The sequence below is a fragment of the Planococcus faecalis genome (assembly GCF_002009235.1).
GTDB lineage: Bacteria > Bacillota > Bacilli > Bacillales_A > Planococcaceae > Planococcus > Planococcus kocurii.
This window is the reverse complement of record NZ_CP019401.1, coordinates 378,908-391,405: the sequence shown is the minus strand read 5'-3', so window position 1 is coordinate 391,405 and position 12,498 is coordinate 378,908. Positions and strand designations below refer to the sequence as shown.

At 40.3% G+C, this 12,498-nt stretch carries 15 protein-coding genes; 3 read left to right on the top strand and 12 right to left on the bottom strand.

The genetic code is table 11. The annotated features are described in order from the left end of the window. Window positions 1-2: 2 nt before the first annotated feature. From AJGP001_RS17430 to AJGP001_RS02040, 3 genes are all read right to left on the bottom strand, one after another. Entirely contained in the window at window positions 3-170 is a 168-nt protein-coding gene (locus AJGP001_RS17430; RefSeq protein WP_169835249.1) for a hypothetical protein, read from the bottom strand. Window positions 171-246: 76 nt separating this feature from the next. Continuing rightward, window positions 247-660, bottom strand: a complete 414-nt coding sequence (locus AJGP001_RS02045; protein ID WP_316833999.1) for an NUDIX hydrolase — start codon at window positions 658-660, stop codon at window positions 247-249. 174 nt (window positions 661-834) lie between these two features. After that, window positions 835-1,308 carry a GNAT family N-acetyltransferase gene (locus AJGP001_RS02040; RefSeq protein ID WP_071153462.1) on the bottom strand — a complete coding sequence of 158 codons (474 nt, stop codon included), beginning with the start codon at window positions 1,306-1,308 and terminating at the stop codon, window positions 835-837. Window positions 1,309-1,694: 386 nt separating this feature from the next. Here AJGP001_RS02040 and AJGP001_RS17680 point away from each other — a divergent pair, with 386 nt between their 5' ends. After that, a complete protein-coding gene (locus AJGP001_RS17680; RefSeq protein WP_143039512.1) occupies window positions 1,695-1,862 on the top strand; it encodes a transposase in 168 nt (55 codons plus the stop codon). A 67-nt stretch (window positions 1,863-1,929) separates the two neighbouring features. Here the strand turns inward: AJGP001_RS17680 and tatC are convergent, their stop codons facing one another. The 5 genes from tatC to AJGP001_RS02010 all read right to left on the bottom strand — a co-directional run bounded on the left by tatC (window position 1,930) and on the right by AJGP001_RS02010 (window position 6,481). Next, entirely contained in the window at window positions 1,930-2,784 is an 855-nt protein-coding gene (gene tatC, locus AJGP001_RS02030; RefSeq protein WP_071153460.1) for a twin-arginine translocase subunit TatC, read from the bottom strand. 10 nt (window positions 2,785-2,794) lie between these two features. After that, window positions 2,795-3,019 (bottom strand): twin-arginine translocase TatA/TatE family subunit, encoded by a 225-nt coding sequence (gene tatA / locus AJGP001_RS02025; RefSeq protein WP_058386499.1) that lies wholly within the window; start codon window positions 3,017-3,019, stop codon window positions 2,795-2,797. Between the two features lie 18 nt (window positions 3,020-3,037). Beyond that, the gene (locus AJGP001_RS02020) at window positions 3,038-4,750 is read right to left on the bottom strand and encodes a GMC family oxidoreductase (RefSeq protein WP_078080089.1); all 1,713 of its coding nucleotides are present in this window, start codon (window positions 4,748-4,750) and stop codon (window positions 3,038-3,040) included. A gap of 19 nt (window positions 4,751-4,769) precedes the next feature. Next, window positions 4,770-5,522, bottom strand: coding sequence for a gluconate 2-dehydrogenase subunit 3 family protein (locus AJGP001_RS02015; protein ID WP_071153459.1), 753 nt, complete (start codon window positions 5,520-5,522; stop codon window positions 4,770-4,772). A 164-nt stretch (window positions 5,523-5,686) separates the two neighbouring features. Next, the gene (locus tag AJGP001_RS02010) at window positions 5,687-6,481 is read right to left on the bottom strand and encodes a LysM peptidoglycan-binding domain-containing protein (protein WP_058386502.1); all 795 of its coding nucleotides are present in this window, start codon (window positions 6,479-6,481) and stop codon (window positions 5,687-5,689) included. Between the two features lie 240 nt (window positions 6,482-6,721). On the opposite strand from AJGP001_RS02010, the gene AJGP001_RS02005 reads away from it, so the two are divergent. Further along, on the top strand, window positions 6,722-8,221 hold the full coding sequence (locus AJGP001_RS02005) for a BCCT family transporter (RefSeq protein WP_071153458.1): 1,500 nt from the start codon (window positions 6,722-6,724) through the stop codon (window positions 8,219-8,221). Between the two features lie 40 nt (window positions 8,222-8,261). Here the strand turns inward: AJGP001_RS02005 and AJGP001_RS02000 are convergent, their stop codons facing one another. Beyond that, window positions 8,262-9,248: an NAD(P)/FAD-dependent oxidoreductase gene (locus AJGP001_RS02000; RefSeq protein ID WP_058386504.1), complete on the bottom strand. Its 987-nt coding sequence runs from the start codon at window positions 9,246-9,248 to the stop codon at window positions 8,262-8,264. Between the two features lie 342 nt (window positions 9,249-9,590). Here AJGP001_RS02000 and AJGP001_RS01995 point away from each other — a divergent pair, with 342 nt between their 5' ends. Continuing rightward, on the top strand, window positions 9,591-10,031 hold the full coding sequence (locus AJGP001_RS01995) for a peptidylprolyl isomerase (RefSeq protein WP_058386505.1): 441 nt from the start codon (window positions 9,591-9,593) through the stop codon (window positions 10,029-10,031). A gap of 213 nt (window positions 10,032-10,244) precedes the next feature. Here the strand turns inward: AJGP001_RS01995 and AJGP001_RS01990 are convergent, their stop codons facing one another. From AJGP001_RS01990 to AJGP001_RS01980, 3 genes are read right to left on the bottom strand one after another with little or no spacing between them, the layout of a single operon-like run. After that, a complete protein-coding gene (locus AJGP001_RS01990; RefSeq protein ID WP_071153457.1) occupies window positions 10,245-10,973 on the bottom strand; it encodes an amino acid ABC transporter ATP-binding protein in 729 nt (242 codons plus the stop codon). Further along, a complete protein-coding gene (locus tag AJGP001_RS01985; RefSeq protein WP_058386507.1) occupies window positions 10,970-11,614 on the bottom strand; it encodes an amino acid ABC transporter permease in 645 nt (214 codons plus the stop codon). The genes AJGP001_RS01990 and AJGP001_RS01985 overlap by 4 nt, the downstream gene beginning before the upstream one ends. A 58-nt stretch (window positions 11,615-11,672) precedes the next feature. After that, window positions 11,673-12,458 carry a transporter substrate-binding domain-containing protein gene (locus AJGP001_RS01980; RefSeq protein WP_071153456.1) on the bottom strand — a complete coding sequence of 262 codons (786 nt, stop codon included), beginning with the start codon at window positions 12,456-12,458 and terminating at the stop codon, window positions 11,673-11,675. Between the last annotated feature and the right edge of the window lie 40 nt (window positions 12,459-12,498).

Genomic DNA, 12,498 nt, shown 5'->3' with positions numbered 1-12,498 from the left:
GCTTACTCTTTTTGCGGTGTATGATCTCTGTATTTTTCATTTGAGTTTTCTTCGTATTCCAAATCTCTGTTTGGCATCGGGTCCATTTCCTTTTCAGGCGGCATATTTCGACGTGGCTCAACTTCTGGAATCAGTCTTTCACCTTCTTTTTTTCCCTGGTCGTTCTTCATCCAAAACACCTCCTTGGATTGTTGTTATACCATAATTACCCGTTTTGATTTTTTATAATCCAAGAAAATCAATTGATTAATGCACTGCTAAAGATTCGATCAGCGCTGCGTCATCCGGATAAGCCAGCTCTAATTCTCGTAGTTCAGCTATAGATTTCCAAGCTACATCTGTAATCCACTCATCTTCAGCGTGAAGTACGATTTCGCCACCCGTTACTTTCACTTTAAAATAAGTAACTTCAAACGATACGGCCGAGTCCTCGTATTCACCAGTTCTAGCATCCAATTTCTCTATAATTTGAACCGTCAATCCGGTTTCTTCAAAGAATTCACGCATGCAGCATTGTTCTGCCGTTTCCTTGCCTTCAATACCGCCTGCTGGTACCGTCCATTTCTTTTCCTCACCAGGTATGCCTTGTAATACTAATAATACTTCGTTTTTTTCGTTGACACAGACACCTGCTGCGCCTTTCCAATTTGACATTTTCATGTAATCTCTCCTAAAGTCTATTTCGATTTGAGCAGTTTCTTGTCCTCTAAAAGAAGTACTATGCTGCCAGTTGTTTTTACCGTACCACATATTTCAGCGCGCTAGACGAGCTTATGCAAATAATTTTAGACAAAACAAAACGACTTACTCTAGTAAGCCGTTTTGTTGGGTATATTACTCTGCCTTTTTTCGATGTTCCTGCTCTAATACGATTCCATGAGTTGACTCTGGTAATCCCAAATCTCCAGAAAATCCATTTGCTCTGTAAAAGGCATCTGCAGCAGAAGAATCTGTCCGAACAACAAGCTCATGGAAATGTCCTTTTGCATCTTCAATAATTTTCTGTAATAGTTTTGTGCCAATCCCTTGTCTGCGAGCATTCGTAGAAATATAGAACCTCCGCAGTCTCCCTACACTTTCTTTACTGGAATAAGGATCACGGTTTAATCCACCGATAGCTACCAAATGATCCTGGTGATCCCATACTCCATATAACACTTCGGCGGTTTTATTGAATGTATTGCTCCCATCTTCGTACTGATCGACAAGTCTTCTTAGAAAACGATAGCCTTCTGCTTCACTTTCTTCCACTAGTTTTGAGACATCCATTGCTTTTAAGTCTTGGATTTCTTTGATTTCTATTGTCATGTCGCATCCTCCTCATTATGGATATTCACTTTCCACTTCCGAATTCTCTGACGCTTCCCTACTCTTTCAGTGTATAGCAGATATAGTTTAAATGCCATTAAATATCAGAATTTTCATTCAACTAAAATAAGGACTGTCCCAAAAGCCATGAAAAGTGACTTTTAAGGGGCAGCCTCTTTGTGCATTTATGAGAAAGGACAAATGTCCATTCCCATCAGCTATTTTAAACCTAAATCAGGAGACAAAAACCGTCCATTTCTGTAAAATGAAAATCCCCATCCCCGCCTTACAGAAAGGCCGATTTTATGTGAAATCCGAAGATGACTTCCCCAAAGGACAGCACGGAAAAGTATTGATGGACGTCCTCTTTGAACAGATAACGCAAAATTGACCGAGAAAGTGTGTTCGGTCCTATCAAAGGCAATCGGTCGTTCCGGCGATTCCTTCTCCGGGACCTCCATAAAGTACACGCGGAGGTCAAGATTATGGCATGGACCCACAATCTCCTGAAAGTAGCTGGCATTTACCAACTGCTTTCAAGGCGCTCACTATAAAAACAGACGAAGAAAAGAAATGCTTTTTCTCCGTCTGTTTTTAGGGACTTATGGGACAATTCTCTTTTTATTGAACGGTTTCTTCTCGTATCGCTTTTTTATCTTCTGTTTTCTTGATGATGAAAATACTCGCTTCATAAAGACCTGCCATTGGAATCAACACTAACAACTGACTCAAAAAATCCGGTGGAGTGATCAAAGCTGAAACAATGGCCAACACGAGATAAGACCATTTTCGGACCTTTTTCATTGAAACGGAAGTTAATATGCCAATGGATGATAAAAATAAAGCGATAATCGGCATCTCAAACAGTAAACCTAACGGAACGGTTGTCATAATCAAAAAGTGAATGTATTCATTTGCTGAAATCATGACATCGAAATTCGCCATCCCTAAACCAATCAAAAAGTGAAAACTGAGCGGATTGACGATAAAGTAACCAAATGCCAGTCCCAAAACAAACAGTAAAAACATGACTGGAGAGTAAAGACCTAGAAAACGAGCCTCTTTTTCTTCAAGTCCTGGTTTAACAAATTGCCAAATAAAATGAATTAGAAATGGTAAAGACAATCCTAAAGCTAATGTTGCGGATATTGACGTGTAAAATTTAATAACTTCCAAAGGCCCTAAAATAACCAAATTATTTCCCTTAACAATATAAGGAAACCAAAAATTTAACGTTGAGAAAACAACTAGTAGGAAGAACAAGAAAACAATCACACTTTTAATAAGTTGCTTTCTCAATTCTCCTAGATGGCCAACTAAATTTTCCACTCGCATTTCCGGTTCTTCCTTGGGCTCTTCTGGCTTTTGAACAGGAGATTCCGTCACCTTTTCCGAAGTCTCCTCCGCAGGGTTTTCTAACTGTTCTGCTTTTTTATGCAGTGGACTTGTTAATTTTTTGTCTCCATACGGATCCATCTAACCACCTTCATAGTTTCTCAGATTTTTTTAAGTCTTTATCCTCGACCTTTTCTTTTTTGACGGTTTCTTCGTCATCGTCATCCATTAAGCCTTTTGTTGAACGCTTGAATTCAGAAAATGTTTTCCCGACTGCTCCACCGATTTCGGGCAATTTTTTTGGTCCAAATATAATTAAAACAATGACTAAAATAATGATTAAGCCCGGCACGCCAATTGAAGCTAATCCTCCCATGTTGTTCTTCCTCCTTTATTAGACGAGTGATCCGCCTTCGCGGCTATAACGAATAATACCTTCTGCACAACGGTAAGCCAGTGCTCCGACAGTTCCCGTTGGATTGTAGCCGCCATTATGAGCAAAATTCCCAGCTCCTATAACAAATAAATTTTCTGCATCCCAGTGTTGCAAGAAGTTATTGACTACACTCGTAGCAGGATCTGCGCCCATTATCGTTCCACCCGTATTATGAGTAGTCTGATACGGCACGATGTCATAATCTGTAATCTCTCCACTTGCAGCAACTGTTTTCGCACCCATTTCTTTCACAATTCCAGCTGCTTTTTCCGTAATATAGCTGTGAAGTGCACGGTCTTGGTCTGTAAAGTTATATGTCAGTTGCAATAATGGAACGCCGTAAATATCCTTATACGTATCATCAAGTCCTAAGAAGTTCTCTTTGTGTGGCATCGAAGCTCCTTGGCCACCAACACTTAAGGTTCTTGTAAAGTTCTCTATTGATGCTTTTTTAAATTCTGCGCCCCACGACGGGGTTCCTGGAGGTGTCGGGTTAGATAGAATTGGCCGAGATCCAGTTTGAGTTGAAGACAAGCTCGCACCGTGAATAAAATCAAGATCTCCATGGTCAAAGGTGTCGCCATTAAAATCATCTATCGTCATGCCAAGAGCTCCTGCGCCCATAAATGTATTCATTTGTTCGTCAAAAAATCCTGTAGCACCCGGAAGAATTTGATATGCATAATTTTTACCTAAAGATCCTTGACCTGTTTCCGGATCGTATTGCTGACCGATGTTTGAAACCATTAACAATTTGGCATTATTCATGACGTAACTGGTCAGAACAACAACATTTGCAGGCTGTATAAATTCTTCGAACGTGACCGTGTCGTAGTACCTTACGCCCGTTACCTTGTCTCCTTCTTTCATCACTTCGACAACATTTGAATTGAATCTGACATCATAATTACCCGTTTCTTTAGCTGTTGGCACAACGGTTATCTCCGGTGAAGTTTTAGCCCCGTACTCACAGCCAAAGCGCTCACAAAATCCACAATATTGACAAGCGTTGATTTTCTGCCCATCTGGATTTTCGTAAGCTTCTGATAAGTTAGCAGAAGGCATCATAAACGGTGAATAACCCAAACTAGTCGCTGCTGTTTCAAAACGTTGCAAAATGGGTGTTTTTTTCATGGGTGGCGTTGGAAAGTCACTTGATCGCTTGCCCCAAAACGGATTTTTATCTTCTCCTGAAAGACCAATTGTTTTTTCAAAACGGTCAAAATAAGGCTCTAACTCGTCATAAGTGATTCCCCAATCTTGAATGGTGTAATCAGCCGATAGTTTATTTGCGCCGTATTTTTTATCTGTCATGGTTTTTATTTCAAAATCATACGGAAGAAAACGCCAGGTTTGACCATTCCAATGCGTTCCTGACCCCCCTAATCCTTCACCGAGTAAAAATGATCCTAATTGACGCATTGGCAATGCGCGTTGCTTACGATTATTTCGAAACGTCAGTGTCTCCTTCGACAGATCCTGCATCAACTCATAGCGGACAGCGTAACGGTATTCATCGTGGACCATACTAAAATCCGCAGTGCCACGCTCACGACCACGTTCTAGTCCCACCACTTTCAATCCTTCTTTTGAACATTCAGCAGCAATAATACCACCTGTCCACCCGACTCCTACGGTTACTACATCAACGCCTTCCAAAGTTGTCACCATATCGATTCCCCCTTTTCAGTTAATGATTCATGCCAAGAGATTTCGGTTTGATTTCTACAAAATCTTCACTTTCGATGTCTTTAATATAAGCAAGCTGATGTCCAGGAAAGCCTTTCATTTGCCAGCCATCCATATTGGCATTTCCACCATAAATCGGATCAGCATAAGCTCCCTCTAAAGTTGCTTGTCTCAATAATCGGAAAAAGAACTGAGATTCAACACCCCTCATTTTAATTTCATTTTCTTGGAAAGCTGTTAAAATTTCATCCATTTGTTCGCCTTCTAAATCAACAAATTTAGTTTTAAACCGACTGTCGGCTTCTTCTTGCATTAATTGAATGCCTTGTATAAACATCTCATTTCGCTTTAATCGACTTTGATAACCTTGTGTAGGCTCCCCTTGCGCAAATGGCGCCTGCATGTATTCTTTCGAATTTTCACCGTAGCTACCTGCTAGTTGATTATCAATAAAATAAGGCACAGCTAAACCAATTGCACCCGGTCCTAAATCATCTTCAGGAAAAATTCGCTCCGTAGCTTGAGACAAAACTTCAAAATCTGCCATACTTTTAAAAAACGTTAATCCTCTAATGCTACTAGAAGCTTCTTTCGTTCCACCTGAACTGCTAGAAGAATCTGTCGCATTATCTTGCTTGTTTGTATTCGCGCCAATTAATCCACCAATAATCCCTCCGCCAATTAAAGCACCTGTTGCAATACCTGAAGTTTTTAGAAAATCTCGCCGAGAAAAATTCTTATCTTTTTCCGCCATTTCACAAACCTCCTTTTTATTTTAATATTCTGAATACAATTACTATACTCCTTTAATACCGTTTTTTGCAACCAGACTAGTAAAAATCAATTTTTTTACATAAAAAAGATCAAAAAAAAAGAAGCCAAGGGAGTGGACACCTCGGCTTTGTAGCATAGTAATGTTTAGTTTAATACTTTAATAGTAATGTTTTTACGTCCCCAGTTTAGGGCTTCGCCTTGCGTTGGGATAAAGACATCAATTTTATTGCCTTTAATTGCGCCACCAGTATCTCCAGCGATTGCTTCGCCATATCCTTCTACCCATACTTTAGAGCCCAGTGGAATAACTGAAGGATCTACTGCAATTACTTTTTGGTTTGGATTTGCACGAAGATCAATTCCTGTTGCAGTCGTACCTGAGCATCCTGCGCAATAAGCTGTATAAGCTGTTGCAGAAACTGTCATTGTTTTACCAGCTTGCGTTGAAGCTTGTGTTGGTGCTTTTTCAGCAGGTGCACTTGCTGGCGTTGGTGCTGGTGCAGTAGACTTTGCTGGTGCAGATGCTGTTTTAGCAGGTGCTTTTTCAGCTACGGCAGTTCCGCCTTTAACTGTCAACGTATCACCTGGGTAAATCATGTAGCCTGAAATACCATTCCAGCTCGTTAAGCTATCTAATGAAATTCCGTGTGCACTCGCGATTTCGAATAATGTATCGCCTGATTTTACGGTATATGTCGAGCTATCTGTTTTTGGTGTTGCTGCCTGCCCATCAATTTCAAGTTCTTGACTTGGCAAGATCAAATCTGAAGATAGATTATTCCATCCCTTTAAGCTTTCTACCGATACGTTCTTATCTTGTGAAATCCCCCAGAGTGTATCCCCTGATTGAACTGTATATGACGATGAAGCGCTAGCTGTAGTAGCTGCTCCCACACTTAACACTGCAATAGCAGTTAGTGTAACGATATGTTTTTTCATAAATTGAAATTCCTCCTTTTCACTAACAGGAATGATCATAACACCTCGACATGTCAAGAACATGACAGAACGACAGATAGAATATCACAATTTCATGACACAGATTTAGACTTTATTACAAACTGTAATAAAACTAAGGGATTTCTTAGACTTATTAACAAAAAAGTTCTACAGCGTTTATTCCATTGAAATTAGGGAAACTTAAAAAGTTATTTAACGAAACTTAAAGGAGAGAGCTACTTGAAAAATGTTACGGTTGTTTTTTGGACTTCATTATTAATTTGTTTAGGATTGGTTGTTTGGGGGTTGTCTTCACCTGACAGTTTCAAGTCACAAACAGGGGAATGGACTGTGGCGATTTCAAATACATTCGGCTGGTACTACCTTCTGACGGTTTTTCTAATTCTAGCTTTTTGTATTTATTTAATTTTTTCTAAGTTTTCAACGTTAAAGTTGGGGAAACCTGAAGACAAACCAGAATTCTCTCTCGTTTCTTGGTTTTCAATGTTGTTTAGTGCAGGAATGGGTATGGGGTTAGTTTTCTGGACTACAGCCGAGCCAATTTCGCACGCCTTCATTAGCGCCCCAAAATCTGAACTCGGATCTAACGAAGCAATTCAAGAAGCAATGCAATTCTCATTTTTTCATTGGGGTCTGCATGCATGGGCAATTTACGGAATCGTCGCGTTGGTTTTGGCTTATTTCAAATTCCATAACGATGCACCTGGGTTGATCAGCGCGACGTTAATTCCTTTGTTCGGTGAAAAACTAATGGCTGGACCACTTGGTAAAATGATTGATGTGTTGGCCGTCTTTGCAACTGTTATCGGTGTAGCTTCAACACTTGGATTCGGATCTGCTCAAATCAATGAAGGAATTTCGTTTCTTTTTGGTACCCCCAATACATTTACATTCCAAGTGTTGATTCTTGCGGTGGCTACAGTTCTTTTCATCGCTTCTGCTTGGTCCGGTATTGGTCGTGGCATTAAATATTTGAGCAATATTAATATGGTTTTGGCGTTTGTTCTACTTCTTCTGTTATTGATTGTTGGACCTACACTTTATATCTTCAATTCGTTCTCTGATGCTATTGGCGGTTATTTAACAAACTTCTTTTCCATGAGCTTTAATCTCGAGCCAGTTAATGAGGAACGTCGTACTTGGGTTAATGCCTGGACCGTATTTTACTGGGCTTGGTGGATTTCATGGGCGCCGTTTGTCGGTATTTTTATCGCTCGTATTTCGCGTGGGCGCACAGTTAAGGAGTTTATGCTAGGTGTTTTACTAGTACCTTCACTCGTTTGTTTCATCTTTTTCGCAGTATTTGGCGTTTCTGCATTGAATTTAGAACAAAACAATATTGCCAAAATTTCTGAGTATAGTTTAGAAACAGCCACTTTTGGTGTATTGCAATATTATCCACTTGGAACTTTACTATCCATTATTACATTGGTTGTTATCGCCATCTTTTTTATCACTTCTGCCGATTCAGCTACATTTGTTCTCGGCATGCAAACGACCGGTGGCATGTTGAATCCGCCAAATTTGGTGAAGATTACGTGGGGCTTAATTCAATCAGCAGTTGCCGCAATCGTTATTTATACCGGCGGCACACAAGGTCTTCAAAACGCATTAATCATTGCGGCATTACCTTTTTCACTCGTTATTATTTTAATGGGCATTTCATTTTTAAAGGCTGCTTCATATGACCCCCTCGTAAAAAACAAAAAAAGGCAATAAAAGATCCGGCACCTTTAAAAGGTACCGGATCTTTTCTCTTTTATTTGAAAACGCTCGTACTATGCAATGGTTGAACTTTCGATTTTGGATCCAAATAAGATTTAGCGTTGTTGATGGCTGTCGGTGCTTCGCCGAAACCTACCGCGATTAATTTCACTTTGCCATCGTACGTGGCGATGTCACCTGCCGCATAAATACCCGGAATACTTGTTTCCATCTTAGAATTAACGATGACGGAGTTTTTATCCATCTCAAGACCCCATTCTTTAATGGCACCTAGAGAAGTGATATTACCGTAGTTACAAATTACATGATCGACTTCAAGGCGTTCTTCGTTGCCCTCTTTATCAATCAGTATAAGCTCACGGACCTGGCCGTTTTCACCGACCAACTCTTTGACACCAAATGGCTTTTTCACCTCTACTTTTGATGCCATTAAGACATCAATGTTTGCTTCGTGTGCAGTCATTTTCTCTCTGCGGTGGCTTAGCGTTACATGCGAGGCGACGTTTTCAAGCATCATCGACCAGTCGACTGCTGAATCGCCTCCGCCTAGAACCACTACTTTTTTATCGCTGAAGACCGTTAAATCTTTTACGCCGTAATGCAGCGATTTCCCTTCGAACGCTTCGCATCCTTCAACTGCAAGTTTGCGAGGTTGGAATGCTCCAACGCCAGCAGTCAATAAAATTACTTTTGTGTAATGAAGACCTTTGTCTGTTTGAATCACAAAATGATCACCATGACGTTCAGCAGCTGTTACCGATTCCTCTAAACAAATTTCAGGATCTCCATATTTTGCTTGTTGAACTAAATTGTCCACTAAATCTTTTGCTAATATTTTGGGAAATCCACCAATATCGTAAATGAATTTATCCGGATATAGTTCAGTCAGCTGACCACCAAGCTGTGGCAAACTGTCAATAATTTTCACTTTCATTTTGCGCATACCGCCGTAAAAGGAAGCAAACAAGCCCGTTGGCCCGCCGCCGATAATCGTTATATCAAAAACTTCGCGTTCTTCCATTTATAACACTCCTAATCTACTCAATACCTATATCCTATCATATTTACCCCTATTTCACGCCATTGGACTTATGACGGAAATTAAAAAAATAAAAGTTTGAATACTCTGTATTCCATTCATAACCTGGAGGGTAGATACAGATAAAAGGATGAATGCAGCGGACTTAGGACTTAACAAAAAGTAGTTGTCGTTATGAAAGGTTTAGGTAAAGCAACAGCATTGGGATTTGCTTGTCATAGAAGGCGGTTCATTAAAAGCCTTACAATGTGGCAAATGATTATACAGCCACCCAAAAAATCGATATACTGGGAAATGAACCAATTATAAAGGAGATGTTTACACATGGCGAAAAAAGGACACATCCACATGGAAAACGGCGAAATCATCGAATTCGAACTTTTCCCGAACGAAGCACCCAACACGGTTAAAAACTTTGAGGACCTTGCAAACTCAGGTTTCTACAATGACGTAACATTCCACCGCGTAATTCCTGGCTTTGTAAGCCAAGGCGGCGACCCAACTGGTACTGGTGCTGGCGGCAGCGGCAAAACAATCAAATGTGAAACTCAAGGCAACCCACGTAAGCACCAAGCAGGAAGCCTTTCAATGGCACATGCTGGTAAAGACACAGGTTCAAGCCAATTCTTTATCGTTCACGCACCACAACCGCATCTTGACGGCGTTCACACTGTTTTCGGCCAAGTGACTTCAGGACTTGAAACGGCTAAAGCAATGAGTAATGGCGATAAAATGACAAAAGTTCACGTTTTTGACGAAGAATAAAAGCGATTGAACGCAAACCGGTCTGGATTCCCATCCAGACCGGTTTTTTGTCCGATGTTTTATTCCATATTTTTCAAATACTATCGGGTTTGTTGTAAATACTGTCGGAATGGAATGAAATACTGTCCGATTTGAGCAAATACTGTCCAATTCACACCAAATACTGTCCAAATGCTAAAATCCATAAAAAAATACGCCCAGAGGCGCATTTCTCTACAATACTTTACTCAAAAACGCTTTTGTCCGCTCATGTTGTGGATTGCCGAACAATTCTTTCGGTACGTTTTCTTCAACAATATAACCTCCGTCAATAAACAACACGCGGTCACCCATTTCAGCGGCGAATCCCATTTCATGTGTCACGACGACCATGGTCATCCCTTCGCGCGCTAGTTGCTTCATAACATCTAGCACATCGCCTACCATCTCCGGGTCGAGTGCTGAAGTTGGTTCATCAAAAAGCATAATTTTCGGATCCATTGCCAGTGCGCGAGCAATTGCCACACGCTGCTTTTGACCGCCGGAAAGTTCGCCTGGATACGCCTTCGCTTTTTCACGAAGTCCAACTTTGTCTAACAATTCATAGGCCTTTTTCTCAGCGGATTTTCTGTTCCCTTTTTTTACTTTCATCGGTGCTAGAATGACGTTTTCCAAAACCGATTTGTGAGGAAACAGATTAAATTGCTGAAACACCATTCCGACGTCTTGACGAATTTTATTGATATCTACTTTCGGATTTGTAATATCCGTTTCTTCGATATAAACATGACCACCTGTAATTTCCTCTAGTCGGTTTAAGCAGCGAAGAAAGGTGCTTTTTCCCGACCCAGAAGGACCAATAACACAAATCACTTCTTTTTCTTCTACAACGGTACTCATATCTTTTATAACTTCCAGCTTGCCGAATGATTTTTTTAAATTTTCTACTCGTATCATAGTCATCGTAAAACAAACTTCCTTTCTACATAGCTCGCCAGCATGGAGAGCAAGTATATGATGACGAAGTATATAATTCCTAGGATTAAGTACACATTAAACGCGTCAAATGTGGCGCTGGCCTGAATACGCCCTTCTTGCGTCAAATCTGCCACCCCAATGACTGACAGCAAGGAAGTATCTTTCAGTGAAATGATTGCCTGGTTCGTAATTGTCGGCAACATGCGTCTGAAAGCTTGAGGCAAAATGATATAGCGCATATTTTGCGTTGAATTCAATCCAAGTGACCGCGCAGCTTCTGTCTGTCCTTTATCAATCGACTGAATACCTGCACGAATGATTTCTGAGAAGTAAGCACCTGCATTAATCGCTACCGTTACAATACCAGCAGTCGTATTATCCAAAGAAATAAAAGCTAAAGAGTTCAAACCAAAATAGATAAAGAATAACTGGACAATAAATGGTGTTCCGCGAATCGCATCAACAAAAATTTTCGCAATCCAATTTAAAATTTTCAACGGTGCCAGTCTAAACAACGCAACAATTAAACCGATTAAAAATCCAAGGACAATGGCAATCGCAAATATATATAACGTTACTTTCAGACCTTCCATTAAATATGGAAAGGCATTAACAATCGTATCCATTTTCACATCTCCTTTGAATAAAAAAATGCAGCGCGCTTATGCGCGCTACATTTTTAGTTTATTCTGCGATGTACTTCGCTAAAATTTTATCGTACTCACCACTGTCGCGTAATTCTTGTAGACCTGCATTGATTTGTTTAAGAACTTCTGCGTTTTCACCTTTTAGTACAGCAATTCCGTATTGATCTCCTGTTAAACGTTCGCCTGCTGTTTTCAAATCAAGTCCACTTTCCGCAATAGCATAAGCAATAACTGGGTAATCTTCTAGCAACACAGCTGCGTTACCATTTGAAACTTCTTGGAACATAGATGGGCTATCTTCGAACTGTGCTACTGTGTAGCCATATTCCGCTTCGTTATCACGAGCAAACTGAGCACCAGTTGTCCCACTCTTAACAGCTACCGTCTTGCCTTCAAGATCTTCTAAAGAATTAATTTCTTCATTATCTGCTGCGACAACAAGAGACAAACCTGCATCAAAATAAGGATCAGAAAAGTCTACTACTGCTTTACGCTCATCTGTAATACTCATACCAGCAATCGCAACATCCAATTGATCTGCTTGCAAAGCTGGGATAATTCCGCCAAAATCCATTGGGCTGAATTCAATTTCAAAACCTTGGTTTTCAGCAATCGCTGTAATCAAATCGATATCGATTCCTGTATATTCTCCGTCCACTTCAAATTCGAATGGCGGATAAGTTGTGTCGATTCCTACTGTGTATTTTTCTGCTTTACTGCTTCCGTCATCACTTGTCGCATCTTCTTCAGCTTCATCTGATCCACAGGCAGCAATGACGAATATCATTGCTAGCAATAGTGCTAAAAGACTCCATTTCTTCATTTTAAATCCCCCTTTTTTCAATTTTCAATCCTTCTGAACA

Coding starts and splice junctions, on each gene's coding strand:
- AJGP001_RS02010 (WP_058386502.1), bottom strand. CDS start 6,481: ATGAAAAAACATATCGTTACACTAACTGCTATTGCAGTGTTAAGTGTG.
- AJGP001_RS17430 (WP_169835249.1), bottom strand. CDS start 170: ATGAAGAACGACCAGGGAAAAAAAGAAGGTGAAAGACTGATTCCAGAA.
- AJGP001_RS01990 (WP_071153457.1), bottom strand. CDS start 10,973: ATGACTATGATACGAGTAGAAAATTTAAAAAAATCATTCGGCAAGCTG.
- AJGP001_RS02045 (WP_316833999.1), bottom strand. CDS start 660: ATGAAAATGTCAAATTGGAAAGGCGCAGCAGGTGTCTGTGTCAACGAA.
- AJGP001_RS02020 (WP_078080089.1), bottom strand. CDS start 4,750: ATGGTGACAACTTTGGAAGGCGTTGATGTAGTAACCGTAGGAGTCGGG.
- tatC (WP_071153460.1), bottom strand. CDS start 2,784: ATGGATCCGTATGGAGACAAAAAATTAACAAGTCCACTGCATAAAAAA.
- tatA (WP_058386499.1), bottom strand. CDS start 3,019: ATGGGAGGATTAGCTTCAATTGGCGTGCCGGGCTTAATCATTATTTTA.
- AJGP001_RS01985 (WP_058386507.1), bottom strand. CDS start 11,614: ATGGATACGATTGTTAATGCCTTTCCATATTTAATGGAAGGTCTGAAA.
- AJGP001_RS01980 (WP_071153456.1), bottom strand. CDS start 12,458: ATGAAGAAATGGAGTCTTTTAGCACTATTGCTAGCAATGATATTCGTC.
- AJGP001_RS02000 (WP_058386504.1), bottom strand. CDS start 9,248: ATGGAAGAACGCGAAGTTTTTGATATAACGATTATCGGCGGCGGGCCA.
- AJGP001_RS02040 (WP_071153462.1), bottom strand. CDS start 1,308: ATGACAATAGAAATCAAAGAAATCCAAGACTTAAAAGCAATGGATGTC.
- AJGP001_RS02015 (WP_071153459.1), bottom strand. CDS start 5,522: ATGGCGGAAAAAGATAAGAATTTTTCTCGGCGAGATTTTCTAAAAACT.
- AJGP001_RS01995 (WP_058386505.1), top strand. CDS start 9,591: ATGGCGAAAAAAGGACACATCCACATGGAAAACGGCGAAATCATCGAA.